Source organism: Variovorax sp. FW305-3-2-15-B-LB1 (assembly GCF_058787635.1).
Genome location: NZ_JBYSZY010000070.1, coordinates 1 through 23,503, shown reverse-complemented (window position 1 = coordinate 23,503; position 23,503 = coordinate 1). Strand labels below are relative to the sequence as shown.

Annotated in this window: 21 protein-coding genes; 16 read left to right on the top strand and 5 right to left on the bottom strand. The window is 69.0% G+C overall.

What is annotated here, in order from left to right:
• Positions 1 to 66: 66 nt before the first annotated feature.
• The 8 genes from AC3WQR_RS28350 to AC3WQR_RS28315 all read left to right on the top strand — a co-directional run bounded on the left by AC3WQR_RS28350 (position 67) and on the right by AC3WQR_RS28315 (position 10,234).
• The gene (locus AC3WQR_RS28350) at positions 67 to 1,239 is read left to right on the top strand and encodes an isovaleryl-CoA dehydrogenase (protein WP_062478706.1); all 1,173 of its coding nucleotides are present in this window, start codon (positions 67 to 69) and stop codon (positions 1,237 to 1,239) included.
• A gap of 66 nt (positions 1,240 to 1,305) precedes the next feature.
• Positions 1,306 to 2,973: an AMP-binding protein gene (locus AC3WQR_RS28345; protein ID WP_492745229.1), complete on the top strand. Its 1,668-nt coding sequence runs from the start codon at positions 1,306 to 1,308 to the stop codon at positions 2,971 to 2,973.
• Positions 2,970 to 4,592 carry a carboxyl transferase domain-containing protein gene (locus AC3WQR_RS28340; protein WP_139701354.1) on the top strand — a complete coding sequence of 541 codons (1,623 nt, stop codon included), beginning with the start codon at positions 2,970 to 2,972 and terminating at the stop codon, positions 4,590 to 4,592. Before AC3WQR_RS28345 ends, AC3WQR_RS28340 begins: the two co-directional genes overlap by 4 nt.
• A 13-nt stretch (positions 4,593 to 4,605) precedes the next feature.
• Complete coding sequence (locus AC3WQR_RS28335; protein WP_492745227.1) at positions 4,606 to 5,400, top strand: enoyl-CoA hydratase/isomerase family protein; 795 nt, start codon at positions 4,606 to 4,608, stop codon at positions 5,398 to 5,400.
• Positions 5,401 to 5,416: 16 nt separating this feature from the next.
• Positions 5,417 to 6,088 (top strand): DUF4126 domain-containing protein, encoded by a 672-nt coding sequence (locus tag AC3WQR_RS28330; protein WP_492745225.1) that lies wholly within the window; start codon positions 5,417 to 5,419, stop codon positions 6,086 to 6,088.
• Positions 6,081 to 8,081 carry an acetyl/propionyl/methylcrotonyl-CoA carboxylase subunit alpha gene (locus AC3WQR_RS28325; protein ID WP_492745223.1) on the top strand — a complete coding sequence of 667 codons (2,001 nt, stop codon included), beginning with the start codon at positions 6,081 to 6,083 and terminating at the stop codon, positions 8,079 to 8,081. The genes AC3WQR_RS28330 and AC3WQR_RS28325 overlap by 8 nt, the downstream gene beginning before the upstream one ends.
• Before the next feature lie 59 nt (positions 8,082 to 8,140).
• A complete protein-coding gene (locus AC3WQR_RS28320) occupies positions 8,141 to 9,103 on the top strand; it encodes a DUF4349 domain-containing protein (protein WP_492745221.1) in 963 nt (320 codons plus the stop codon).
• A gap of 60 nt (positions 9,104 to 9,163) precedes the next feature.
• Positions 9,164 to 10,234 (top strand): hypothetical protein, encoded by a 1,071-nt coding sequence (locus AC3WQR_RS28315; protein WP_492745219.1) that lies wholly within the window; start codon positions 9,164 to 9,166, stop codon positions 10,232 to 10,234.
• Here AC3WQR_RS28315 and AC3WQR_RS28310 read toward each other — a convergent pair.
• On the bottom strand, positions 10,212 to 10,526 hold the full coding sequence (locus tag AC3WQR_RS28310; RefSeq protein ID WP_119552476.1) for an EthD family reductase: 315 nt from the start codon (positions 10,524 to 10,526) through the stop codon (positions 10,212 to 10,214). The two genes, AC3WQR_RS28315 and AC3WQR_RS28310, sit on opposite strands and share 23 nt — an antisense overlap.
• Before the next feature lie 87 nt (positions 10,527 to 10,613).
• On the opposite strand from AC3WQR_RS28310, the gene AC3WQR_RS28305 reads away from it, so the two are divergent.
• The 8 genes from AC3WQR_RS28305 (at position 10,614) to AC3WQR_RS28270 (ending at position 17,599) form a co-directional block, all read left to right on the top strand.
• The gene (locus AC3WQR_RS28305) at positions 10,614 to 11,534 is read left to right on the top strand and encodes a 2-hydroxyacid dehydrogenase (RefSeq protein WP_492745217.1); all 921 of its coding nucleotides are present in this window, start codon (positions 10,614 to 10,616) and stop codon (positions 11,532 to 11,534) included.
• Between the two features lie 93 nt (positions 11,535 to 11,627).
• A complete protein-coding gene (locus AC3WQR_RS28300; protein WP_492745215.1) occupies positions 11,628 to 12,377 on the top strand; it encodes an IclR family transcriptional regulator in 750 nt (249 codons plus the stop codon).
• Complete coding sequence (locus AC3WQR_RS28295; protein WP_492745213.1) at positions 12,374 to 12,775, top strand: cupin domain-containing protein; 402 nt, start codon at positions 12,374 to 12,376, stop codon at positions 12,773 to 12,775. Before AC3WQR_RS28300 ends, AC3WQR_RS28295 begins: the two co-directional genes overlap by 4 nt.
• Positions 12,776 to 12,798: 23 nt before the next feature.
• Complete coding sequence (locus AC3WQR_RS28290; protein WP_492745211.1) at positions 12,799 to 13,812, top strand: Bug family tripartite tricarboxylate transporter substrate binding protein; 1,014 nt, start codon at positions 12,799 to 12,801, stop codon at positions 13,810 to 13,812.
• Positions 13,809 to 15,041 (top strand): CaiB/BaiF CoA transferase family protein, encoded by a 1,233-nt coding sequence (locus AC3WQR_RS28285; RefSeq protein ID WP_492745209.1) that lies wholly within the window; start codon positions 13,809 to 13,811, stop codon positions 15,039 to 15,041. Before AC3WQR_RS28290 ends, AC3WQR_RS28285 begins: the two co-directional genes overlap by 4 nt.
• Positions 15,038 to 16,207 carry an acyl-CoA dehydrogenase family protein gene (locus AC3WQR_RS28280; protein ID WP_492745207.1) on the top strand — a complete coding sequence of 390 codons (1,170 nt, stop codon included), beginning with the start codon at positions 15,038 to 15,040 and terminating at the stop codon, positions 16,205 to 16,207. The genes AC3WQR_RS28285 and AC3WQR_RS28280 overlap by 4 nt, the downstream gene beginning before the upstream one ends.
• A 10-nt stretch (positions 16,208 to 16,217) precedes the next feature.
• Entirely contained in the window at positions 16,218 to 16,514 is a 297-nt protein-coding gene (locus AC3WQR_RS28275) for an acylphosphatase (RefSeq protein ID WP_492745205.1), read from the top strand.
• Positions 16,515 to 16,678: 164 nt separating this feature from the next.
• Complete coding sequence (locus AC3WQR_RS28270) at positions 16,679 to 17,599, top strand: hydroxymethylglutaryl-CoA lyase (RefSeq protein WP_492745203.1); 921 nt, start codon at positions 16,679 to 16,681, stop codon at positions 17,597 to 17,599.
• A 17-nt stretch (positions 17,600 to 17,616) separates the two neighbouring features.
• On the opposite strand, the gene AC3WQR_RS28265 is transcribed toward AC3WQR_RS28270, so the two are convergent.
• From AC3WQR_RS28265 to nirB, 4 genes are read right to left on the bottom strand one after another with little or no spacing between them, the layout of a single operon-like run.
• On the bottom strand, positions 17,617 to 19,368 hold the full coding sequence (locus tag AC3WQR_RS28265; RefSeq protein WP_492745201.1) for a bifunctional protein-serine/threonine kinase/phosphatase: 1,752 nt from the start codon (positions 19,366 to 19,368) through the stop codon (positions 17,617 to 17,619).
• A 17-nt stretch (positions 19,369 to 19,385) separates the two neighbouring features.
• Positions 19,386 to 20,198: a formate/nitrite transporter family protein gene (locus AC3WQR_RS28260; protein ID WP_369645300.1), complete on the bottom strand. Its 813-nt coding sequence runs from the start codon at positions 20,196 to 20,198 to the stop codon at positions 19,386 to 19,388.
• A gap of 50 nt (positions 20,199 to 20,248) precedes the next feature.
• On the bottom strand, positions 20,249 to 20,590 hold the full coding sequence (nirD, locus tag AC3WQR_RS28255; protein ID WP_492745199.1) for a nitrite reductase small subunit NirD: 342 nt from the start codon (positions 20,588 to 20,590) through the stop codon (positions 20,249 to 20,251).
• Positions 20,591 to 20,616: 26 nt separating this feature from the next.
• Positions 20,617 to 23,136 (bottom strand): nitrite reductase large subunit NirB, encoded by a 2,520-nt coding sequence (nirB, locus tag AC3WQR_RS28250; protein ID WP_492745197.1) that lies wholly within the window; start codon positions 23,134 to 23,136, stop codon positions 20,617 to 20,619.
• Positions 23,137 to 23,503: the final 367 nt, after the last annotated feature.

Here is a 23,503-nt window from a genome sequence, read left to right as displayed (position 1 = left end):
CGTTTTTTCAAGCGCCATCCGCGCGGGCAGCCCTGCGCGCCGACCCCTTCAGAGGAGACAAGACTCATGCACGATTTCGGCCTCAACTTCGACCTGGGCGACGACATCGACGCGCTGCGCAGCGCGATCCAGGACTTCGCCGCCAACGAAATCGCGCCCCGCGCCGCCGAGATCGACCGCGACAACCTGTTCCCGCACGACCTGTGGCAAAAGCTCGGCGAGCTGGGCCTGCACGGCATGACGGTGAAGGAAGAATTCGGCGGCACCGAGCTGGGCTACCTGGCCCACATCGTGGCCATGGAAGAAGTCTCGCGCGCCTCGGCCTCGGTGGGCCTGTCGTACGGCGCGCACTCCAACCTGTGCGTGAACCAGATCCACCGCAACGGCAGCGAAGCGCAGAAGAAGAAATACCTGCCCAAGCTGGTGAGCGGCGAGCACGTGGGCGCGCTGGCCATGAGCGAGCCCAACGCCGGCTCCGATGTGGTGAGCATGAAGCTCAAGGCCGACAAGAAGGACGGCTACTACGTGCTCAACGGCGGCAAGATGTGGATCACCAACGGCGGCGACGCCGACACGCTGGTCATCTACGCCAAGACCGAACCCGAGATGGGCGCGCGCGGCATGACCGCCTTCATCGTCGAAAAGAATTTCAAAGGTTTTTCGGCAGGCACCAAGCTCGACAAGCTCGGCATGCGCGGCTCCAACACCTTCCCCCTGTTCTTCGACAACTGCGAAGTGCCCGAAGAGAACGTGCTCGGCGGCGAAGGCATGGGCGCCAAGGTGCTGATGAGCGGCCTGGACTACGAGCGCGCCGTGCTCTCGGGCGGCCCGCTGGGCATCATGGCCGCCTGCATGGACGCCGTGATCCCCTACATCCACGAGCGCCAGCAGTTCGGCCAGAGCATCGGCGAGTTCCAGCTGATGCAGGGCAAGATCGCCGACATGTACTCGACCTGGCAGGCCACCCGCGCCTACGTGTACGCCGTGGGCAAGGCCTGCGACCGCAACGACCACGCGCGCACCTTCCGCAAGGACGCGGCCGGCGCCATCCTGTACTCGGCCGAGAAGGCGACCTGGATGGCCGGCGAGGCGATCCAGACGCTGGGCGGCGTGGGCTACACCAAGGACTTCCCGGTCGAGCGGCTGTGGCGCGACGCCAAGCTGTACGAGATCGGCGCGGGCACGAGCGAAGTGCGCCGCATGCTCATTGGCCGCGAGCTGTTCTCCGAAACGGCATAAGTCGCCGCACACCCTCACCCCACCCTCTCCCCGCAGGGAGAGGGCGCCAGACAAGGAGACAAGACGATGCCACTGACGCAGAGCCTGGCCCAAGGCGCCACGGACGTCCCCCTCATCGAGCAAGCCATCGGCGACTTCTTCGACGACATGGTCGAGAAGCAGCCGGAACGCGAAGCCCTCGTCAGCCGCCACGAAGGCCAGCGCTTCACCTACCGCGAGCTGCAGACCGCGTCGAACAAGCTGGCGAGCGCGCTGCTGAACCTGGGGCTCGCGCCCGGCGACCGCGTGGGCATCTGGTCGCACAACAACGTGCCCTGGGTGCTGATGCAGATCGCCACCGCCAAGGTCGGCCTGATCCTCGTCAACATCAACCCCGCCTACCGCACCTCGGAGCTCGAGTACGCGCTCAACAAGGTCGGCTGCAAGGCGCTGGTGACGATGGCGCAGTTCAAGACCAGCGACTACCTGGGCATGCTGCGCGAGCTGGGCCCGGCCAAGCTGCCGCTGCTGCAGCACACCTTCTGGATCGACAAGCCCGGCCAGGGCGACGAGCAGCCCGGCATGCGCCGCTTCAGCGAACTGCTGGCCGGTGGCGATGCGGCCGATGCGCGCGTGGCCGCCACGCAGAAGACGCTGAAGGCCACCGACCCGATCAACATCCAGTTCACCAGCGGCACCACGGGCTTTCCCAAGGGCGCGACGCTCACGCACCGCAACATCCTGAACAACGGCTTCTTCATCGGCGAGTGCATGAAGCTCACGCCGGCCGACCGCCTGTGCATTCCGGTGCCGCTGTACCACTGCTTCGGCATGGTGCTGGGCAACCTGGCCTGCCTCACGCACGGCTCGGCCATCGTGTACCCGAACGACGGCTTCGACCCGCTCACCGTGCTCGAAACCGTGCAGGCCGAGAAGTGCACGGGCCTGCACGGCGTGCCCACGATGTTCATCGCCGAGCTGGACCATCCGCGCTTCAAGGAGTTCGACCTGTCGACGCTGCGCACCGGCATCATGGCCGGCTCGCCGTGCCCCATCGAGGTGATGAAGCGCGTGGTCAACGAGATGCACCTGGGCGAGATCACCATCGCCTACGGCATGACCGAGACCAGCCCCGTGAGCTGCCAGAGCAGCACCGACACGCCGCTCGATCGCCGCGTGTCGACCGTGGGCACGGTGCAGCCGCACCTCGAGGTGAAGATCATCGACCCCGAGACCGGCGCGATCATGCCTCCGGGCCAGTCGGGCGAGCTGTGCACGCGCGGCTACTCGGTGATGCACGGCTACTGGGAAGACGAGCCCAAGACGCGCGAAGCCATCGACGCCGAGCGCTGGATGCACACCGGCGACCTCGCCACCATGGACGCCGAGGGCTACGTGAACATCGTCGGGCGCATCAAGGACCTCGTGATCCGCGGCGGCGAGAACATCTACCCGCGCGAGATCGAAGAATTTTTGTACCGCCACCCGAAGGTGCAGGACGTGCAGGTGGTCGGCCTGCCCGACAAGAAGTACGGCGAAGAGCTGTGCGCCTGGATCATCGTCAAGCCCGGCCAGACGGCCACCGACGCCGAGATCCGCGACTTCTGCAAGGGCCAGATCGCGCACTACAAGGTGCCCAAGTACATCCAGTTCGTCTCCGAGTTCCCGATGACGGTGACCGGCAAGATCCAGAAATTCAAGATCCGCGACGCCATGACCGAGCAGCTCGGTCTCAGCCAAGAAAAGACAGCATGAGCAAACTCGAAACCAAACTGAATGCGCGTTCGGCCGACTTCCAGGCCAATGCGGCCGCCATGCGCGCGCTGGTCGACGACCTGCAGCAGCAGTTCGCGAAAGTGGAGCAGGGCGGCGGCGAGGCCGCGCGCGCCAAGCACACGGCGCGCGGCAAGCTGCTGCCGCGCGACCGCGTGGCCGAGCTGCTCGACCCGGGCACGCCCTTCCTCGAGATCGCGCCGCTGGCCGCGCATGCGATGTACCTCGATGCGAAGGGGGCCGAGTCGGCGCCGGGCGCCGGCATCATCGCGGGCATCGGCCGCGTGAACGGCGTCGACTGCATGATCGTGTGCAACGACGCCACCGTGAAGGGCGGCACCTACTACCCCATGACGGTCAAGAAGCACCTGCGCGCGCAGGAGATCGCCGAGCAGAACCGCCTGCCCTGCATCTACCTGGTGGACTCGGGCGGTGCCAACCTGCCGAACCAGGACGAGGTGTTTCCCGATCGCGAGCACTTCGGCCGCATCTTCTACAACCAGGCCAACATGAGCGCCCAGGGCATCCCGCAGATCGCGGTGGTCATGGGCTCGTGCACGGCCGGCGGCGCGTACGTGCCGGCGATGAGCGACGAATCGATCATCGTGAAGAACCAGGGCACCATCTTCCTGGGCGGCCCGCCGCTCGTGAAGGCGGCCACCGGCGAGGTCGTGTCGGCCGAAGACCTGGGCGGCGGCGACGTGCACACGCGCCTGTCGGGCGTGGTCGACCACCTGGCGCAGAACGACCTGCACGCGCTGGCGCTGGCGCGCTCGGCGGTGGCCAACCTCAACGCGAAGGCCGCCGACACGCCGCAAGGCGCCGCGGTGCGCGCGCCCGACTTTCCGCGCGAAGAGCTGTACGGCGTGATCCCCACCGACACGCGCAAGCCCTTCGACGTGCGCGAGATCATTGCGCGCATCGTCGACGGCAGCGAGTTCCACGAGTTCAAGGCCCGTTTCGGCGCCACGCTGGTCTGCGGCTTCGCCGAGATCGAGGGCATGCCGGTCGGCATCATCGCCAACAACGGCATCCTGTTCAGCGAGTCGGCGCAGAAGGGCGCGCACTTCATCGAGCTGTGCTGCCAGCGCAAGATCCCGCTGGTGTTCCTGCAGAACATCACCGGCTTCATGGTCGGCCGCAAGTACGAGAACGAAGGCATCGCGCGCCACGGCGCCAAGATGGTGACGGCCGTGGCCACCGCCAACGTGCCCAAGTTCACGATCATCATCGGCGGCAGCTTCGGCGCCGGCAACTACGGCATGTGCGGCCGCGCCTACAGCCCGCGCTTCCTCTGGATGTGGCCCAACGCGCGCATCAGCGTGATGGGCGGCGAGCAGGCCGCGAGCGTGCTGGCCACGGTGAAGCGCGACGGCATCGAACTGAAGGGCGGCAGCTGGAGCGCCGACGAAGAAGAAGCCTTCAAGGCCCCGATCCGCCAGCAGTACGAAGACCAGGGCCACCCCTACTACGCCACCGCGCGCCTGTGGGACGACGGCATCATCGATCCGGCCGACACGCGCCGCGTGCTGGCACTGGGCTTGGCCGCGTCGCGCAACGCGCCGATCCCCGAGCCGAAATTCGGCATCTTCCGCATGTGACCAGGGGCACCGCATGAGCAGCACCTTCACCAAGCTGAACCTCGCCATCGACGGCGCGGTCGCACGCATCTGGCTCGACCAGCCCGACGCGCGCAACGCCTTCGACGACGTCGTGATCGCCGAGCTGACGCAGGCTTTCCTCGAAGCCGGCGCCGCAGCGCAGGTCAAGGCCGTCGTGCTCGGCGCGAACGGCTCGGCCTTCTGCGCGGGCGCCAACCTCAACTGGATGCGCCGCATGGCCGACTACACGCGGGGCGAGAACCTCGCCGACGCGGGCAAGCTGGCCGACATGCTGCGCACCATCGCCGAGTGCCCCAAGCCCACCATCGCGCGCGTGCAGGGCGATGTGTACGCGGGCGGCATGGGGCTCGTGGCCGCGTGCGACATGGCCGTGAGTGTGGACACCGCGTGGTACTGCCTCAGCGAAGTGAAGATCGGCCTCGTGCCCGCGACCATCAGCCCGTACGTGCTGCGTGCCATGGGCCCGCGCGCGTCGCAGCGCTACTTCCTCACGGCCGAGCGCTTCAGCGCCGCCGAGGCGCACCGCATCGGCTTCGTGCATGAGGTGGTGGCCGCCGACGCGCTCGACGCCAAGGTCGACGAACTGCTGAAGGCGCTCACCGGCGCCAGCCCCGCCGCCGTGCGCGCCTGCAAGCAGCTGATCGCCGACGTGGCCGGCCGCGAGATCGACAGCGCGCTCATCGCGAAGACGGTCGAAGGCATCGCCGACATCCGCGCCAGCGACGAAGGCCGCGAGGGCGTGCAGGCTTTCCTGCAGAAGCGCAAGCCGAGCTGGCTGGCCGGCTGACCCACCGCCGCACGCCATGAACACGCTCGACATGCCGCAACTGCTCGCACTGGCCGCCGCCATCGGCTGGGCCAGCGGCGTGCGCCTGTACCTCGTCGTGCTGCTGACCGGCCTGGTCGGCTACTTCGGCTGGGTGCCGCTGCCTGCGGGGCTGCAGATGCTCGCGCATCCGATCGTGCTCGCGGTCAGCGGCTTCATGGTGTTCGTCGAGTTCTTCGCCGACAAGATCCCGGGCCTCGACTCGCTGTGGGACGTGGTGCACACCGCCATCCGCATCCCCGCCGGCGCGGCGCTCGCGGCCAGCGTGTTCGGTGCCGACCACGGCGCCATGGCCGCCGTCGCGGCGCTGCTGGGCGGCGGCTTCGCGGCCACGGCGCATGCGGCCAAGGCCACCACGCGCGCGGCCATCAACACCTCGCCCGAGCCGTTCTCGAACGTCGGCGCGTCGCTGGTCGAAGACTCGATGGTGCCGGCCGGGCTGTGGCTCGCGGTGGCGCATCCGCTGGTCTTTTTGGTGCTGTTCGTCTTCGTGCTCGTGCTCAGCGTGTGGCTCATCCGCAAGAGCTGGCGTTTCTTGCGCGCGCTGTTCAGCCGCGTGGCACGCATCTTCAGTGGCCGGCCCGATCCGGGCGTCACGTCCGCCTTTCAACTGAAAAAGAATCCTCCGGGAGACACTCCGAATGTTTAAGAAGATCCTCATCGCCAACCGTGGCGAGATCGCCTGCCGTGTCGCAGCAACCGCACGTCGCATGGCCGTTCGCACCGTGGCGGTGTACTCCGATGCCGATGCGCACGCCAACCATGTGCGCGCCTGCGACGAGTCGGTGTACCTCGGCGGCAGCGCCCCGAAGGACAGCTATCTGCGCTGGGAAAAGATCCTCGAGGCCGCCAAGGCCACGGGCGCCGAAGCGGTGCACCCGGGCTACGGCTTCCTCAGCGAGAACGAAGAGTTCGCGCAGGCCTGCGCCGACGCCGGCCTGGCCTTCATCGGCCCGCCGCCCTCGGCGATCAAGGCCATGGGCCTGAAGGCCGAGTCGAAGCAGCTGATGGAAAAGGCCGGCGTGCCGCTCGTGCCCGGCTACCACGGCAGCGACCAGGACCCGGCGCTGCTGCAGCGCGAGGCCGACCGCATCGGCTACCCGGTGCTCATCAAGGCCAGCGCCGGCGGCGGCGGCAAGGGCATGCGCGCGGTCGACAAGGCCGCCGACTTCGAGGCCGCGCTGGCCTCGTGCAAGCGCGAAGCCATCAACAGCTTCGGCGACGACGCGGTGCTGATCGAGAAGTACGTGCAGCGCCCGCGCCACATCGAGATCCAGGTGTTCGGTGACACGCAAGGCAACTACGTCTACCTGTTCGAGCGCGACTGCTCGGTGCAGCGGCGCCACCAGAAGGTGCTCGAGGAAGCGCCTGCACCCGGCATGACCGAGGCGATGCGCAAGCAGATGGGCGATGCGGCCGTGGCTGCCGCGCGCGCCGTGAACTACGTCGGTGCAGGCACCGTCGAGTTCATCGTCGAGCAGCGCGAAGGCGGCGAGATGAACTTCTTCTTCATGGAGATGAACACGCGCCTGCAGGTGGAGCATCCGGTGACCGAAGCCATCACCGGCCTCGACCTCGTCGAGTGGCAATTGCGCGTGGCCTCGGGCGAGCCGCTGCCCGCCAAGCAATCGGAACTGCAGATCCACGGCCACGCCATCGAGGCGCGCATCTGCGCCGAGAACCCCGACAACAACTTCCTGCCCGCCACCGGCACCTTGCGCGTGTACCGCAAGCCGCAGGCCACGGCCTTCCAGCGCAGCCGCGTGCGCATCGACGACGGCGTGCGCGAAGGCGGCGAGATCTCGCCCTTCTACGATTCGATGATCGCCAAGCTCATCGTGCACGGCAGCACGCGCGCCGAAGCGCTGGCCCGGCTCGACGCCGCGCTGGCCCAGGTGCAGATCGTGGGCGTGTCGACCAACGTGCAGTTCCTGCGCGGCATCCTGGCGACCGAGTCGTTCTCGAAGGCCAACCTCGACACCGCGCTCATCGAGCGCGAGCGCGCCGTGCTGTTCGACCGCGAGCCGCTGGGCCTGCCGCTGGCCGCGGCCGCCGCCATCACGCGCACGCTGGTCACCGAGTGGCCGACGCAACTGCCCGACCCCTTCGAGCGCCGCGACGGCTGGCGCGCACACGGCGAGTACAAGCGCCGCTTCGACTTCGAGTTCCGCGGCGCGGAGCACAGCGCGCTGCTGACCTACCGCCGTGACGGCGGTCTGCACCTCGCCGTGGGCGGTGTCGAAGGCCCGCTCACCATCGGGCGCTTTCCCACGGGCGAGTTCGAGCTCGAGTTCGCCGGCACGCGCCAGACCCTCGACGTGCACCTGGACGGCGCCACCGCCCATGTGTTCGCGTCGAAGGGCGCCACGCGCCTCACGGCCATCGACCGCCTCGCCCACGCGGGCGACACCCACGCCGAAGGCGGCCGCCTCACGGCACCGATGCCCGGCAAGGTCGTGTCCTTCGCGGTCAAGGCCGGCGACAAGGTCAGCCGCGGCCAGCCGCTGGCCGTGATGGAAGCCATGAAGATGGAGCACACCATCGCCGCGCCGGCCGACGGCACGGTGGAAGAACTGATGTTCTCTCCGGGCGAGCAGGTGGCGGAAGGCGACGAATTGTTGCGAATGGCTGCGGCGGCTTAACCCCGTTGCGGGTCGTCGCCCGTATCAGCGGTGGTAGTCATTCTTTTCAAGGAGTCCTGATGAGCCGCCGCACCCTTTCCATGTCGACACCCCGCGCCGCCGTGCGCCACCGCGCAGGCGCTGTCCTGCTGGCCCTGGCGGCCGCCCTGTCGCTGGCCGGCTGCGACCGCCAGCGCAGTGCCGAGTCGGCCGCGCCGGCCTCCGCGTCCATGCCGGCGCCGCCGATGGGCTATGGCGGTGCCATGAAAGCACAGCGGGCGAGCGCGCCGCAGGCCGAGATCGCCGCGTCGCAGTCCGACGAGGCGCGGCAGGGCAGCGGCGAGACCGCGCTGCAGCGCTTCCTGGCCGTGCGCCAGGACCTGAACGTCGAAGTGCCGGCCGAACAGCTGGCCGACGCCTGGGGCAAGGTGCGCGACCTGTGCGGCACGCTGAAGTGCGAGCTGCTGTCGTCTTCGCTGCTGCGCGAGACGCCGCAGCAGCCGGGCAATGCCCTGCTCGAGATGCGCGTCGAACCTGCTGATGTCGACAAGCTGCTCGGCGGCCTGGCCGGCGTGGCGAACGTGGTCTCGCACACCACCACCAGCGAGGACAAGACCTCCGAGGTGATCGACGTCGAGGCCCGCATCAAGAACCGCACCGAGTTCCGCGACAGCCTGCGCGTGATGCTGCGCGACACCGTCACCAAGCGCACCATGGCCGACCTGCTGGCGATCCAGCGCACGCTGTCGGACACGCAGGCCGAGCTCGACGCCATCGCCACCCAGCGCAAGGTGCTGGCGCAGCAGACCAGCAAGCAGCACATCCAGATCCAGTTCACGCCCAAGCGCGCGCTGGTGAGCGGCAGCGACGGCTACAGCCCGATGGTGCACGCGCTGCGCAACGCCGGCGACGTGCTGGCCGAAAGCGTGGGCGCGCTCATCACCTTCGTGGCCGCTGCATTGCCGTGGCTGCTGCTGGTGGTGCTGCCCGTGGGGTGGCTGGTGCGGGTGCTGTGGCGTCGTCGTCGCGCCAAGGTGGCGTGAGACACTGCGCGCCGGCCGCGCCCGACGCAGGGTGGCCGCACGACAAGAAGGAGGGGCCGCATGGTGGGTCGATTTCGGAAGTTTCTTGCGGGACTGGGCCTGGGGAAGGCGCAGGACGATGGGGCGGTGCCTGCCTCTGTGCCGGCTGCGCCTGAACCGGCGCCACCGCCCGCAGCGCCCCCTGCACTGCGCTACACCTTCGACGTCAAACCCGCCCAGCCCATGGCGCGGTTGATCGCCGCCCCATGGGCCTCGGCGCCCCCGACGCCGCCGAAGCCCTTGAAGCGCCCACCACGGAACCCGCCCGCGCCACCCGTCGAGGCACCTCCGCCGCAGTTCGACGCGACCCCGGATCTGCCGGAGCCCTTCGGCTACAAGGTCTGCTGGTTTGCCGTGCGAGCCTCGGACCCCGCACAAGTGCTCGATGCCCTCGGGTGGGCGTCCGAAGGGCCGGCCAACTGGCACACCGGCATCGCGGCGGCCTACCGCCGGACGTCTGGCGGACAGGCCCCCTGGGTGTTCGCATCACCGCCCGTCGACGGCTGGGTGTTGCTCGTGGGGGACGGCCTGCCGTATCCCGCCGTGTACCCGGAGGACCGCCTCGAAGGCATCGGGCAGGCCTTCGACGTGATCTTCACGCGCCTGAAGGACCACTTCGGCGAAGCGCAATTCTTTGGCAGCCACCGTGTCGCCGACTTCGTCACCTGGGCGCGCGCACGCCGCGGCGAGCCCGGGCGGCAGTTCTGCTATGCAGGCAGCAGCGGCGAGGTGTATGCGAACGTGGGCGCACAGAGCGCCGAGGAAGCCGCACTGGGCTTTGCCGTGCTCAGCGGACTGTCGCCGGTCGATGCGCGCGATCGGCTCTCGGACCTGCTCGAGGATGAATTCGCACGGGAGTCAGCGCTGGTCGCCTCAGGCATGTCGCGGCGCGACGCCGACCGCCAGGTCCGTCCGACTGGCCGCAGCGTCATGCCCGGCGAAGAGGACGTCACGGCGCTTGCCGGTGCGTGGAGTGTCGACCCGACGCGGCTCGACGAAGCAGACCGGGGCTATGCGCCGGGCGTGGGGTTGATGGCCCGCGTTCCGACGGACCTGGGGCAAGCGCCCGTCAGCCCACCACCACTTCGCTGATCTGCATCACCGGCGCGATGTCGGTGTAGTTCTTCACGTCGCCCATGATCTCCTTCACGTGCGGGCCGAAGGCCTTCTGGAAGGACTCGACGGATTCGGCGAACACGTGGCACATGCCGACATACGTGGGCGGCGCGCCCGGTGCGCCGCCGCCCAGGCCCTTGTCGATGGTGTACGAGAGGCAGGCGTCGCCCATGCGGGCCTTGAGCATCGGCATGTGCTGGTCGCGGTAGTAGTCGTGGTCGAACCGCGCGCCGGGGGTGTGGGGGTACATCACGCTGACTTTGATCATGGAAGGTGTCTCCTGGGTGGCTGAATGCGGTCGAGCATAGGAGATGGCGCGCGACGCAACAAGCCGGTGCCTTCTAAGATGGCGCCCATGCGAATCTCCGTCTACCTCACCGACAACCGTCCCGATCCCTGGATCGATGGCCTGAAGGCCGAACTCCCCGAAGCCACCATCGAAGCCTGGACGCCCGGCGCGCCGCAGGCCGACCATGGCGTGGTGTGGGCACCGCCCCAGCAGTTCCTCGACGAGCAGCCCGACCTGCGCGGCCTGTTCAACATCGGCGCGGGCGTCGATGCGCTGCTCAAGCTCAAGGTGCCGGCGCACACGCGCATCGTGCGGCTGGACGACGCGGGCATGTCGGTGCAGATGGCCGAGTACGTGTGCCACACGCTCATCCGCCACTTCCGCGAATTCGACGTGTACGAGGCCGATGCGCGCGAGGGCAAGTGGAGCTACCGCAAGCCGAAGCTGCGGCGCGACTTCCCGGTCGGCATCATGGGCCTGGGCGTGCTCGGCGAGCGCGTGGCCAAGGCCGTGGCGCAGTTCGAATTTCCGGTGCTCGGCTGGAGCCGCTCGCCCAAGGCGCTCGACGGCGTGCAGGTGTTCAGCGGCGAGGCGCAGTTCGACGAGTTCCTGTCGTCCACGCGCGTGCTGGTCAACCTGCTGCCGCTGACCGAGTCCACGCGCGGCATCCTGAACCGCACCACGCTGGGCAAGCTCAAGCCCGAGGGCTACCTCATCAGCATCGCGCGCGGCGGCCACCTGGTCGAAGACGACCTGATCCCGATGCTCGACGCCGGCCAGCTCGCGGGCGCCACGCTCGACGTGTTCCAGGTCGAGCCGCTGCCGGCCGACCACGCCTTCTGGCGCCACCCGAAGATCACCGTCACGCCGCACGGCTCGGCGCGCACGCTGCGCGAGGAGTCCATCGCCCAGATCGCCGGGAAGATCCGCGCGATGGAGCAGGGACTGCCGATCGCCGGCATCGTCGATCCCGTCCGGGGCTACTGACGGCCCGGCGCCGACGACGACGGTCCGGCCGGAACGTGGCCGGCGGGGGAAAACCCCGACGCTTTTGTTTTTCACATACGAGAAAATTTCTTCATGGTTGTGAAAACAGCGTTTCGCGTGATCGAGATCGTCGAGCTCTTTGCCCGGGAAAAGCAGCCGCTGGCCCTGTCCGAGATGGCGCGGCTGCTCGACATGCCGGTGTCCAGCTGCCTGGGCCTGATCCGCACGCTCGAGGAGCAGGGCTACATGTACGAGACCGGCCGCCGCCAGGGCTACTACCCGACGGGCCGGCTGCTCGCGATGGCGCAGGTCATCGCCGCGCACGACCCGGTGCTCGACCGGGTGAAGGCCACGCTTGAGGAGCTGCGCGACGCCGCCTGCGAAACGGTGGTGTTCGGCAAGTTCCGCGATGCGGAGCACGTCGTGTACCTCGACGTGCTGAGCGCGCCGCAGCGCATCCGCTACACGGCCGAGTCGGGCGAAACGCGCCCCGCGTACGCCAACTCGCTGGGCCGCGCGCTGCTGTCCACGCTCGCGCCCGAGGCGCGCCGCAAGCTGCTCGAGGGCATGACGCTCGCGCCGCTGACCGACGCCACGCTCACCACCGCCGAGGCCATCGAGGCCGAGCTGCAGCGCGGTGCCGCGCGCGGCTGGTACGGCAACCTCGGCGAAAGCATTCCCGACCTGATCGGCCTCGCCTGGCCGCTGCGCATTGGTGGCGAGGCCTACGCGATCTCGGTGGCCGGCCCGCGCTACCGCATGGAAGCGCGCATCGACGACATCGCCGCGATGCTGCGCTCGGCCTGCCTGGCGATCGAACCCAAGACAGAGAACCCCCGATGACTGCAACCGCACCCGCTGCTGCCGCGCGCTACTTCGTCCGCGAGGACGAGATCACCGGCTACCACCCCGCCAACCACACCGGCACGCTGAACAAGCGCCTGATCGGTCCCGAGACGGTGGGTGCGAAGCAGCTCGAGGTGCTGGTGGGCCACATCCAGAAGGGCAAGGGCGCGCTGCCGCATGCGCACCCGGGCATCGAACAGGTCTGCTACATGCTCGAAGGCCGCGCGGTCGCCGAGGTGGGCGGGCAGCGGCAGGAGCTGCATCCTGGCGACAGCTGCTTTTTTCCGGCCGACGCGATGCACACCTTCACGGTGGTGAGCGACGAGCCGGTGCGCGTGCTGGTGATCTACAGCCCGCCGTACGAGGAATCGCCGGAGCGCGTGATCCGGCCCTGAACGACAACCCCGGAGACACAACCATGCAGACGAAGAACGCGACAGAAACAGTCGCGGTGGAAAGCCGCCGCCGTTTCATTTCCATCGGCGCTGCGGCGGGCCTCGTGAGCGCCGTGCCTTGGGCCTTCGCGCAGGACGGCGGCTACCCGAAGCAACCGATCAAGCTCGTCGTGCCCTTCGCCGCCGGCAGCGGCACCGACGCGGTGGCGCGCATCACCGCGCAGATGCTGGGCGAGGCGCTCAAGGCCTCGGTGATCGTCGACAACCGGGCCGGCGCCAGCGGCGTGATCGCGGCCGAGCTGGTGGCCAAGGCGCCGCCCGACGGCTACACGCTCTTCATGACGACCAACACCACGCACTCGGCCAACCCGAGCCTGATGAAGTCGCTGCCCTACGACCCGGTGAAAGACTTCGCGCCCGTCAGCCGCATGGGCAACCTGCCGTTCATGCTGGTGGTGAACAACGACCTGCCCGTGAAGAGCGTCGCCGAGCTGCTGGCCTGGGGCCGCGCGCATCCGGGCAAGCTCACCTATGCGAGCGGCAACAGCACCGGCATCGTGAGCGGCGCCACGCTGTCGCGCATGAGCGGCATCCCGATGCTGCACGTGCCCTACAAGAGCACGCCGCCGGCCATCGCCGACCTCATCGGCGGACAGGTGTCGATGATGGTGGTCGACCTCGCCGCGGGGCTCGCCACGGTCAAGGCCGGCAAGATGCGCGCGATTGCGGTCACCACGCAGGAGCGCACCAAGCTTTTTCCCGAACTGCCGCCGCTGGCCGACACGCCCGAGCTCAAGGGCTTCGACATCACCTCGTGGAACGGCGTGTTCGCGCCGGCCGGCACGCCGCGCGATGTCGTGCTCAAGCTCAACAAGGCGTTGTCGGAGATGGCGAACGGTGCCGCCTTCCGCGAGCGCGTGACGAAGCTGGGCTTCGATGCGTTCGGCAGCACGCCGGAAGAACTCGGGGCCTTCACCGTGTCCGAGCTGGCGAAGTGGAAGAAGCTGATCCAGGCCGCGGGCATCCAACCCGAATGAGTGCGACCGGACCTCTCGGCCCCCTCGAAGGCATCCGCATCCTCGACCTCACGGCCGTGGTGATGGGCCCGTACGCCACGCAGACGCTCGGCGACCTCGGCGCCGACGTCATCAAGGTCGAGCCGCCGTCGGGGGACAACCTGCGCGCCGTCGGCCCGATGCGCCATGCCGGCATGGGCGCGATGGCGATGCACCTGAACCGCAACAAGCGCTCCATCGTGCTCGACCTCAAGCAGCCGGAAGGCCGCGAGGCCTGTCTGCGGCTCGCGGCGGGCTGCGATGCGCTCATCTACAACACGCGCCCGCAGGCGATGGCGCGGCTGGGGCTCGGCTACGAGGCCGTGGCCGCGGTGAATCCGAAGATCGTCTACCTCGGCGCCTTCGGCTACGGCGAAGAAGGCCCCTATGCCGGCAAGCCCGCGTACGACGACCTGATCCAGGGAGCGGCCGGCGTGGCCTCGCTTTTCGCGCAGCAAAGCGGTGGGGAACCGCGCTACGCGCCCGTCACGCTGGCCGACCGCGCCGTGGGCCTGCAGGCCGCCATCGCGCTGCTCGCCGCCGTGCTCAGCGCGCAGCGCACCGGCAAAGGCCAGGCGGTGGAAGTGCCGATGTTCGAGGCGCTCTCTCAGTTCGTGATGGGCGACCACCTCGGCGGCCACAGCTTCGAGCCGCCGCTCGGGCCCACCGGCTACGCGCGCCTGCTCGCGGAGCACCGCAAGCCCTACGCCACGGCCGACGGTTACCTCGGCGTGCTCATCTACAACGACAAGCACTGGCAGGCCTTCTTCGACGTGATCGGCCGGCCCGAGCTGCGCAGCTCGCCGATGTTCGGCACGCACACGGCGCGCGCCGCGAACATCGGCGCGGTCTACGCGTTCGTGGCCGAGGTGATGGCCACGCGCGGCAGCGACGAATGGATGGCGCTGCTCGAAGCCGCCGACATCCCGGTCGCGCGCCTGCACACCACCGAGAGCCTGCTCGACGACCCGCACCTGCGCGCCGTCGATTTCTTCCCCGAGTTCGACCACCCGAGCGAAGGCCGCATCCGCACGCTCGCGCCCGTCGGCCGCTACAGCGCCACGCCCGCAGCCATCCGCCGGCCCGCGCCGCGCATCGGCGAGCAGAGCGTCGAGCTGCTGCGCGAAGCGGGCTATGCGGACGACGCCATCGACCGCATGCTCGCGCGCGGCGTCACGCTGCAGCCGGAACCCACGAAAGACAGCGAATGAATTTCTCCCTGAACGAAGACCAGCGCTCGCTCGTCGCGGCCATCGAGCGCCTGTGCGAAGACTTCCCCATCGACTATTGGCGCGACCACGACGACCGCGCCGTGTTCCCGCACGAATTCCACCGCGCCGTCGCCGACAGCGGCTGGCTCGGCATCGCCATGCCCGAGGCGCAGGGCGGCGCGGGGCTGGGCATCACCGAGGCGGCGCTGATGATGCGCGCCATCAGCGCGTCGGGCGCGGGCATGTCGGGCGCGTCGTCGGTGCACATGAACATCTTCGGCCTCAACCCGGTGGTGGTGTTCGGCACCGAGGCGCAGCGCCAGCGCTTTTTGCCGCCGCTCATCGCGGGCACGGAGAAAGCCTGCTTCGCCGTGACCGAGCCCGACGCGGGGCTCGACACCACCAGCCTCAAGACGCAGGCGGTGCGCCAGCCGAACGGCAGCTATGTGCTGCACGGCCGCAAGATCTGGATCTCGACCGCGCAGGTGGCCGACCGCATGCTGATCCTCACGCGCACCACGCCGCTCGATCAGGTGAAGAAGCCCACGCAAGGCCTGACGCTGTTCTACACGGCGCTGGACCGCAACAAGGTCGAGGTGCGCGAGATCCACAAGCTGGGCCGCGCGGCGGTCGACTCCAACATGCTCTTCATCGATGGCCTCGAAGTGCCCGAGGAAGACCGCATCGGCGAGGAAGGGCGCGGCTTCGAGTACATCCTGCACGGCCTGAACCCCGAGCGCATCTTGATCGCAGCCGAAGCCATCGGCATCGGCCGCGCCGCACTGCGCATCGCTTCGCAGTACGCGCAGGAGCGCGTGGTCTTCGGCCGGCCCATCGGCCAGAACCAGGGCGTGGCGCATCCGCTCGCGCGGGCCTGGGCCAACCTGGAGGCGGCCGACCTGATGATGCTCAAGGCCGCCACGCTGTACGACGCGGGCGAGCCCTGCGGCATCGAGGCCAACGCCGCCAAGTACCTCGCGGCCGAGGCGGCACACGACGCCTGCCAGAACGCCGTGCTCACGCTGGGCGGCATGGGTTACGCGAAGGAATACCATGTCGAGCGCCTGCTGCGCGAGAGCTACATCCCGCGCATCGCGCCGGTCAGCCCGCAGATGATCCTGAACTTCATCGCCGAGAAGGCACTGGGGCTGCCGAAGTCGTACTGACCCACTTTTCATGAACGCCCACGCCACCATCACCCGCCACCTCGTCGTCCACGGCCTCGTGCAGGGCGTGGGTTATCGCTGGTCGATGGTGCAGGCCGCGCAGCGGCTCGGCGTGCGCGGCTGGGTGCGCAACCGGCGCGACGGCAAGGTCGAAGCGCTCGTGGCCGGCGAGGCCGATGCGGTCGAGGCGCTGGTGCACTGGGCGCGCCAGGGGCCGGCCGGTGCGCGCGTGGAGGCGGTCGATGTGACCGAGGCCGACGCCACGGGCGATCTGCCCGATGGCTTCGCGCAGCGCGAAACCGTCTAGCGGCTGTTTTCCTGCGGGGCCGACCGGTTGGCACCATTTGCAACCCCACAGGCGCGCATTGCTACCTTCTGCGACTTGTGTACCAAGCAGCGCAAGCCCATGTGTCAGACAATCGAAGCCGGTTTTTCATCATCCTCCCGCGACAGCGACACCAGAGACATCCCATGAAACTCCCCGCCCAGGTCAAGCTCGTCGACGTCGGTCCGCGCGACGGCCTCCAGAACGAAAAGCAACCCGTCTCCGCCGAGGTCAAGATCGGCCTCGTGCACCGCCTGCAGGACGCCGGCCTGAAAGAGATCGAGGTCACCAGCTTCGTCTCGCCCAAGTGGGTGCCGCAGATGGCCGACAACGCCGAAGTGATGCACGGCATCGTGCGCAAGCCGGGCGTTCTCTACTCGGTGCTCACGCCCAACATGAAGGGCTTCGAGGCCGCCATCGCCGCGCCGCGCGAAGAGTGGCCCGACGAGATCGTGGTGTTCGGCGCCGCGAGCGAGGCCTTCAGCCAGAAGAACATCAACTGCTCGATCGCCGAGAGCATCGAGCGCTTCGCGCCCGTGGTCGAGGCGGCCCGCGCCAAGGGCATCACCGTGCGCGGCGCCATGTCGTGCACCGTGGGCTGCCCCTACGAAGGCGAGATCGCGCCGGCCAAGGTCGGCTACCTCGCGCAACTGATGAAGGGCATCGGCGTGCAGCGCGTGGACGTGGCCGACACCATCGGCGTGGGCACGCCACGCAAGGTGCAGGCGGCCATGGAAGCCACGCTGGCGCACTTCGATGTCGACGCCATTTCCGGCCACTTCCACGACACCTACGGGCAGGCGCTGGTCAACACGCTGGCGGCGCTCGAGCTGGGCGTGTGGAACTTCCAGTCGTCCTCGGCCGGCCTGGGCGGCTGCCCCTACGCCAAGGGCGCGACGGGCAACGTCGCGACCGAGGACGTGGTCTACATGCTGCACGGCATGGGCATCGCCACCGGCATCGACCTGGACAAGCTCATCGACGCGGGCGTGTACATCAGCGAAGCGCTGGGCCGCGAGCCGAACTCGCGCGCCTCGAAGGCGATCCGCACCAAGCGCGCGGGCTGAGCCTTCCTTCTTTTTTCTCAGCGCCCGAAGGCGCGCAGCCCGAGCAGCACCACCACCGCCGCGGCCAGCAGCACGGTGGTGCACTGCCAGAAGAGCACGGGGCGGCGCTCGATCAGCGGCGGCATCCGCGCACTCCAGAACTCCGGGCCCGGCGCGCGCAGGTCGTGCGCGAACTCCGACACCGCCTGCTGCCGCTTCGCGGCCTGCGGATGCAGCGCCTTCTGCAGCACGGCATCGACCCACGCGGGCAGCTCGGGCCGCAGGTGGCGCACGGGCACGTAGCGCAGCCGCCCCACGTCGGCTTGCGTGCGGATGCGCGACACCTGCAGGCCGTAGGGCAGCTGGCCGCACAGCATCTGGTAGACGATCGCGGCCAGCGAGAACAGGTCGGAGCGCGCGCTGCCGCCGTGGCCGGTGAAGTACTCGGGCGCGGTGTACTGCAGCGTGCCTTCGATGGCGAGCGCGCGGGCTTCGCCGCTGCCGTCGGCCAGGCCGGCCACGTGGGTCGCGGCCAGGTCGATGATCTTCACGGTGCCGGCGCGGTCGATCATCACGTTCTCGGGCCGCAGGTCCTGGTGCAGCATCTCCTTGCCGTGCAGCGCCTGCAGCCCGCGCGCGAGCTGCGCGACGATGCCGCGCACGCTGTCCAGGTCGGGCCGGGGGTGGTCGACCATCCACTGCGCGAGCGTGTGGCCGTCGACGTACTCCATGGCCACGTACAGGTGCGCGCGCGGGCGCTCGACGGCGCTGGCCTTGAGCACGTGCGGGCTGTCGATGCGCCGCGCCACCCACTCCTCGAGCACGAAGCGGTCGAGGTAGCCGGGGTCGTCGCGCAGGTCGACCGACGGCAGCTTCAGCACGGCGGGTTGGCCGGTGGCGTCGTCGGTGGCCAGGTAGACGTGGCTGCGCGCGCTCATGTGCAGTTCGCGCACGAGGCTGAAGCCCTCGAAGCGCGCCCGCGGCGCCAGCGCCGGCGGCATCGCCAGGCCTTCGCGCTGCAGCTGCGCGGGCGGCGCGGCGGCGTCGGGCAGCTCGTCGATGCGCAGCAGCTGGACCGTGATGTCGTCGGTGCTGCCCCGGGTGCGCGCGGTTTCCGCGAGCCAGCGTGCTGCTTCGTCGAAGTCGTCGGCATGCAGCGCCAGCGCCTCGTGCACGGCGGCGGCGTCCAGGTGCGTGTAGGCGCCGTCGGTGGCCAGCAGGTAGACCTCGCCCACCTCGGCCGCCCAGCAGCGGTGGTCGATCTCGACATGGGCGCCCGCGCCCAGCGCGCGCCCGAGGTACGACTCGGCCGACGACACGCGCACGCGGTGGTCCTCGGTGAGCTGTTCGAGCGCGCCGGCATGCAGCCGGTGGATGCGCGCGTCGCCCACGTGCAGCAGGTGCGCGTCGCGGCCCTTGAGGATCAGCGCGCTGAAGGTGCAGACGTAGCCGCTGTCCTTGTCGAAGCGCGCGTCGCTGCGCATCGTCTGCGCATGCAGCCAGGCGTTGGTGGCGCCCAGCACGCGCTGCGCCGCGCGCTGCACCGACCAGGTGTCGGAGGTCGCGTAGTAGTCGTCGAGAAAGCCGCGCACGGCCGCCGCGCTCGCCACCTGGCTCACGCGGCTGGAGCCGATGCCGTCGGCCAGCGCCACGGCGATGCCCTTGGAAAGAAGCAGCGCGCCCTCGGGCAGCATGGCGCCGTGGAAGTCCTGGTTGACCGGCGCGTGAAGCCCCGCCAGCGAATGCTGGCCGAGCGTCACGCGCAGCTGCTTGCGCGGCGGCGCGGGCATGCGAACGATGCGGTGGCTCAGCCGGCGACGCGCTTGGCCGCCGTCTTGTAGTGCGTGGCGTACAGCGTGAGGCCCACGAAGGTCAGGCCGCCGACGAGGTTGCCGATCACCGTGGGCAGTTCGTTCCAGATCAGGTAGTCCATGAAGGTGAACTTGCCGCCCAGCATCAGGCCGGCGGGGAACAGGAACATGTTGACGATCGAGTGCTCGAAGCCCATGTAGAAGAAGACCATCACGGGCATCCACATGCCGATGGCCTTGCCCGATACGGTGGTCGACATCATGGCCGCGACCACGCCGGTCGAGACCATCCAGTTGCACATCACGCCGCGAATGAACAGCGTGAGCATGCCGGCCGCGCCGTGCGCCGCATAGCCGACGGTGCGGCCTTCGCCGATGTGGCCGAGCTTCTCGCCGATGGCGTTGGGCGCTTCGCTGAAGCCGAAGGTGAAGATGATCGCCATGAACACCGCGACCGTCAGCGCGCCGGCGAAGTTGCCGACGAACACCAGGCTCCAGTTGCGCATCACGCCGGCCCAGGTGGCGCCGGGGCGCTTGTCGAGCACGGCCAGCGGCGCCAGCGTGAACACGCCGGTGAGCAGGTCGAAGCCCAGCAGGTACAGCATGATGAAGCCGACCGGGAACAGCATCGCGCCCACCAGCGCATTGCCGGTGTTCACGGTGATGCTCACGGCGAAGGCCGCGGCCAGCGCGAGGATGGCGCCGGCCATGTACGAGCGGATCAGCGTGTCGCGCGTGGACATCAGCAGCTTGGATTCACCGGCGTCGACCATCTTGGTCACGAATTCGGCAGGGGCGAGGTAGGCCATTCGGGGTCCTTGGAGAGAGGCTGAAAAAATCGGAAGAGGGCGGAGCGGCGTCAGGCCAGCGCGACGAGCACGCGGCCGTCCTCGACGCGCACCGCATGCGCGCGCACCGAGTGCTCGGGCGCCTCCAGGCATTCGCCGCTGCGCAGGTCGAAGTGGTTCTTGTAGAGCGGCGAGGCCACGACGATGCGATCGCCCAGGCTGCCGACCAGCCCGCGCGAGAGCACGCTGGCGCCGGCCTTCGGGTCGACGTTGTCGATGGCGAAGAGCGACGGCTCCTGGCCGACGCGGAAGATCGCGACATGCACGCCGTCGACCAGCGCGCACACGCCGGTGTCGGGGAGGATGTCGCCGGCGGCGCACACGGCGGTCCAGGTCTGGGTGTCTGTGGTCATGGTGGGCTTTCTTCCTTGTGGGTCGCTCAGGCTTCGCTGGTTTCGCGGCGCTCTTCGGGGCGTGCGGGACGGTTCTGGCCGCGCTCCTGCACGAAGACGATGTGCTCGTCGGGCTTTTCGCTGTTCACGAAGGAACGGAAGCGCTGGCGCGTGGCGGGGTCGTTCACCGCGGTCTTCCATTCGCACTGGTAGGTGTCGACCACGTGCTGCATCTGCGCCTCGAGCTCGGCGCCCAGGCCCAGCGTGTCCTGCAGCAGCACGCCCTTGAGGTAGTCGAGGCCGCCCTCGAGGTTCTCGCGCCAGGTGCTGGTGCGCTGCAGGCGGTCGGCCGTGCGCACGTAGAACATCAGGAAGCGGTCGATCATGCGGATGAGGTCGGCCTTGTTCAGGTCGCTCGCCAGCAGCTCGGCATGGCGCGGCTTCATGCCACCGTTGCCGCACACGTAGAGGTTCCAGCCCTTGTCGGTGGCGATGATGCCGACGTCCTTGCCCTGCGCCTCGGCGCATTCGCGGGTGCAGCCCGACACGCCGAACTTGATCTTGTGCGGCGCGCGCAGGCCCTTGTAGCGGTTCTCCAGTTCCACGGCCAGGCCGACGCTGTCGTCCACGCCGTAGCGGCACCAGGTGGAGCCCACGCAGCTCTTCACCGTGCGCAGCGACTTGCCGTAGGCATGGCCCGACTCGAAGCCGGCGGCGATGAGTTCTTCCCAGATGGACGGCAGCTGCTCCACACGCGCGCCGAACATGTCCACGCGCGCACCGCCGGTGATCTTGGTGTACAGGCCGTACTTCTTCGCGACCTGGCCCACGGCGATCAGGCCCTCGGGCGTGACCTCGCCGCCGGGCATGCGCGGCACCACCGAGTAGGTGCCGTCCTTCTGGATGTTGCCCAGGAAGTAGTCGTTGCTGTCCTGCAGGCCGGCCAGGTCTTTCTTGAGCACGAACTCGTTCCAGCACGAGGCGAAGATGCTCGCGGCGGTCGGCTTGCAGATGTCGCAGCCCAGGCCCTTGCCGTGCTTCGCGAGCAGGTCGGCGAAGCTGCGGATCTCGCCCACGCGGATGAGGTGGTACAGCTCCTGGCGCGAGTAGGGGAAGTGCTCGCACAGGTGGTTGTTCACGGCCATGCCGCGCTTGGCCATTTCCATCTTCATGACCTGCGTGACCAGCGGCACGCAGCCGCCGCAGGTGGCGCCGGCCTGGGTGCAGCCCTTCATCTCGGCGGGCGTGCACACGCCCTGGCCCACGGCCTCGCAGATCTGGCCCTTGGTGACGCTGTTGCAGGAGCAGATCTGCGCGCTGTCGGGCAGGGCCTCGACGCCCAGGCCCGGCTTGGCCTTGCCGTCGCTGGACGGCAGGATCAGGAACTCGGGCTCGTCGGGCAGCGCGATGCCGTTGAGCGCCAGCTGCAGCAGCGTGCCGTACTCGCTGGCGTCGCCGACCAGCACCGCGCCCAAGAGCTGCTTGCCGTCTTCGCTCACCACGATCTTCTTGTAGACCTGCTTGCGCTCGTCGATGTACTGGTAGGCGCGCGATTTCGGCGTCTTGCCGTGCGCGTCGCCGATGCTGGCGACGTCGACGCCCATCAGCTTGAGCTTGGTGCTCAGGTCGGCGCCGGTGAAGGCGGCGTCGTCCTGGCCGGCGATGTGGCGGGCGGCCACGCGCGCCATGTCGTAGCCCGGTGCGACGAGGCCGAAGGTCTGTTCGTTCCACGAGGCGCATTCGCCGATGGCGTAGACGTTGCGGTCGCTGGTGCGGCAGTGGCTGTCGATCGCCACGCCGCCGCGCGGACCCACCGCCAGCAGGCTCTGGCGCGCGAGCTCGTCGCGCGGGCGGATGCCGGCGGAGAACACGATCATGTCGGTCTCCAGGTGCGTGCCGTCGGCGAACACCATGCGGTGCCGCGCGCTCGCGCCGTCGACGATCTCCACCGTGTTGCGGCCGGTGTGCACGTGCAGGCCCAGCGCCTCGATGCTGCCGCGCAATGCACGGCCACCGCCTTCGTCGACCTGCACCGCCATCAGTCGCGGCGCGAACTCGACCACGTGCGTTTCCAGGCCCATGTCGCGCAGTGCCTTGGCGCACTCCAGGCCCAGCAGGCCGCCGCCCACCACCACGCCGCTGCGCGACCTGGCGCCGCAGGCCTTCATGGCGTCCAGGTCCTCGATGGTGCGGTAGACAAAACAGTTCGGCCGGTCGCGGCCCGGCACGGCCGGCACGAAGGGGTTGGAGCCGGTGGCCAGCACCAGCTTGTCGTAGGCGATCACCTCGCCGTCGGCCGTGGTCACGGTGTTGTTGCGCCGTTCGACGGCCACGGCCCGCGCGGCCAGGCGCAGCGTGAAGCCGCTGCGCTCGAAGAAGCCGGGCTCGACCAGCGACAGGTCGTCGGCCGTCTTGCCGGAGAAGTATTCGGACAGGTGCACCCGGTCGTAGGCCGGGCGCGGCTCTTCGCACAGCACGGTGACCTGTGCGCCGGGAATGCCGAGCGTGTGGAGTTGCTCGAGGAACTTGTGGCCGACCATGCCGTGGCCGATGACTGCGATCTTCATTGGGGGTCCTGCACGCAACCGGCCCTGGAAGGCGCCCCCGCAGCCACTGTCGAACAGACAGCGTCGTTGGGGCCCCCGCGACGGAACGGATGCGAAATGGGTTGGAGCAGACAAACCGGCGGCGGGCGGCCATCGGTGCGCTTGAACCCCGCCGTCGTTAGCGGAGGCACTGCGAACCCGCCGCAGAAGCCGGTGGGTCGCAACCCTGTTCAGCAATAAGCGTGCCGCGCTCAAAAGCCCGTGTGGCGGGCCTCATCGGCCGGTGGCGCACCGAAAACGGACCGGGGCCGGCACGCCGCGCACGGGCGTCGTGCGCTGGCGCTCTCCGCATTGGTGCGCCGGGGTGGAGGGGCGCAAGGGGGCGGTG

Bases quoted from the DNA above. Each gene is read 5' to 3' on its own strand.
- AC3WQR_RS28275 (WP_492745205.1), top strand. From the start codon at position 16,218: ATGAACGCCCACGCCACCATCACCCGCCACCTCGTCGTCCACGGCCTC.
- AC3WQR_RS28345 (WP_492745229.1), top strand. From the start codon at position 1,306: ATGCCACTGACGCAGAGCCTGGCCCAAGGCGCCACGGACGTCCCCCTC.
- AC3WQR_RS28260 (WP_369645300.1), bottom strand. From the start codon at position 20,198: ATGGCCTACCTCGCCCCTGCCGAATTCGTGACCAAGATGGTCGACGCC.
- AC3WQR_RS28265 (WP_492745201.1), bottom strand. From the start codon at position 19,368: ATGCCCGCGCCGCCGCGCAAGCAGCTGCGCGTGACGCTCGGCCAGCAT.
- AC3WQR_RS28330 (WP_492745225.1), top strand. From the start codon at position 5,417: ATGAACACGCTCGACATGCCGCAACTGCTCGCACTGGCCGCCGCCATC.
- AC3WQR_RS28270 (WP_492745203.1), top strand. From the start codon at position 16,679: ATGAAACTCCCCGCCCAGGTCAAGCTCGTCGACGTCGGTCCGCGCGAC.
- AC3WQR_RS28290 (WP_492745211.1), top strand. From the start codon at position 12,799: ATGCAGACGAAGAACGCGACAGAAACAGTCGCGGTGGAAAGCCGCCGC.
- AC3WQR_RS28315 (WP_492745219.1), top strand. From the start codon at position 9,164: ATGGTGGGTCGATTTCGGAAGTTTCTTGCGGGACTGGGCCTGGGGAAG.
- AC3WQR_RS28300 (WP_492745215.1), top strand. From the start codon at position 11,628: ATGGTTGTGAAAACAGCGTTTCGCGTGATCGAGATCGTCGAGCTCTTT.
- AC3WQR_RS28295 (WP_492745213.1), top strand. From the start codon at position 12,374: ATGACTGCAACCGCACCCGCTGCTGCCGCGCGCTACTTCGTCCGCGAG.
- AC3WQR_RS28310 (WP_119552476.1), bottom strand. From the start codon at position 10,526: ATGATCAAAGTCAGCGTGATGTACCCCCACACCCCCGGCGCGCGGTTC.
- AC3WQR_RS28325 (WP_492745223.1), top strand. From the start codon at position 6,081: ATGTTTAAGAAGATCCTCATCGCCAACCGTGGCGAGATCGCCTGCCGT.
- nirD (WP_492745199.1), bottom strand. From the start codon at position 20,590: ATGACCACAGACACCCAGACCTGGACCGCCGTGTGCGCCGCCGGCGAC.
- AC3WQR_RS28280 (WP_492745207.1), top strand. From the start codon at position 15,038: ATGAATTTCTCCCTGAACGAAGACCAGCGCTCGCTCGTCGCGGCCATC.
- AC3WQR_RS28335 (WP_492745227.1), top strand. From the start codon at position 4,606: ATGAGCAGCACCTTCACCAAGCTGAACCTCGCCATCGACGGCGCGGTC.
- AC3WQR_RS28305 (WP_492745217.1), top strand. From the start codon at position 10,614: ATGCGAATCTCCGTCTACCTCACCGACAACCGTCCCGATCCCTGGATC.
- AC3WQR_RS28350 (WP_062478706.1), top strand. From the start codon at position 67: ATGCACGATTTCGGCCTCAACTTCGACCTGGGCGACGACATCGACGCG.
- AC3WQR_RS28320 (WP_492745221.1), top strand. From the start codon at position 8,141: ATGAGCCGCCGCACCCTTTCCATGTCGACACCCCGCGCCGCCGTGCGC.
- AC3WQR_RS28340 (WP_139701354.1), top strand. From the start codon at position 2,970: ATGAGCAAACTCGAAACCAAACTGAATGCGCGTTCGGCCGACTTCCAG.
- AC3WQR_RS28285 (WP_492745209.1), top strand. From the start codon at position 13,809: ATGAGTGCGACCGGACCTCTCGGCCCCCTCGAAGGCATCCGCATCCTC.
- nirB (WP_492745197.1), bottom strand. From the start codon at position 23,136: ATGAAGATCGCAGTCATCGGCCACGGCATGGTCGGCCACAAGTTCCTC.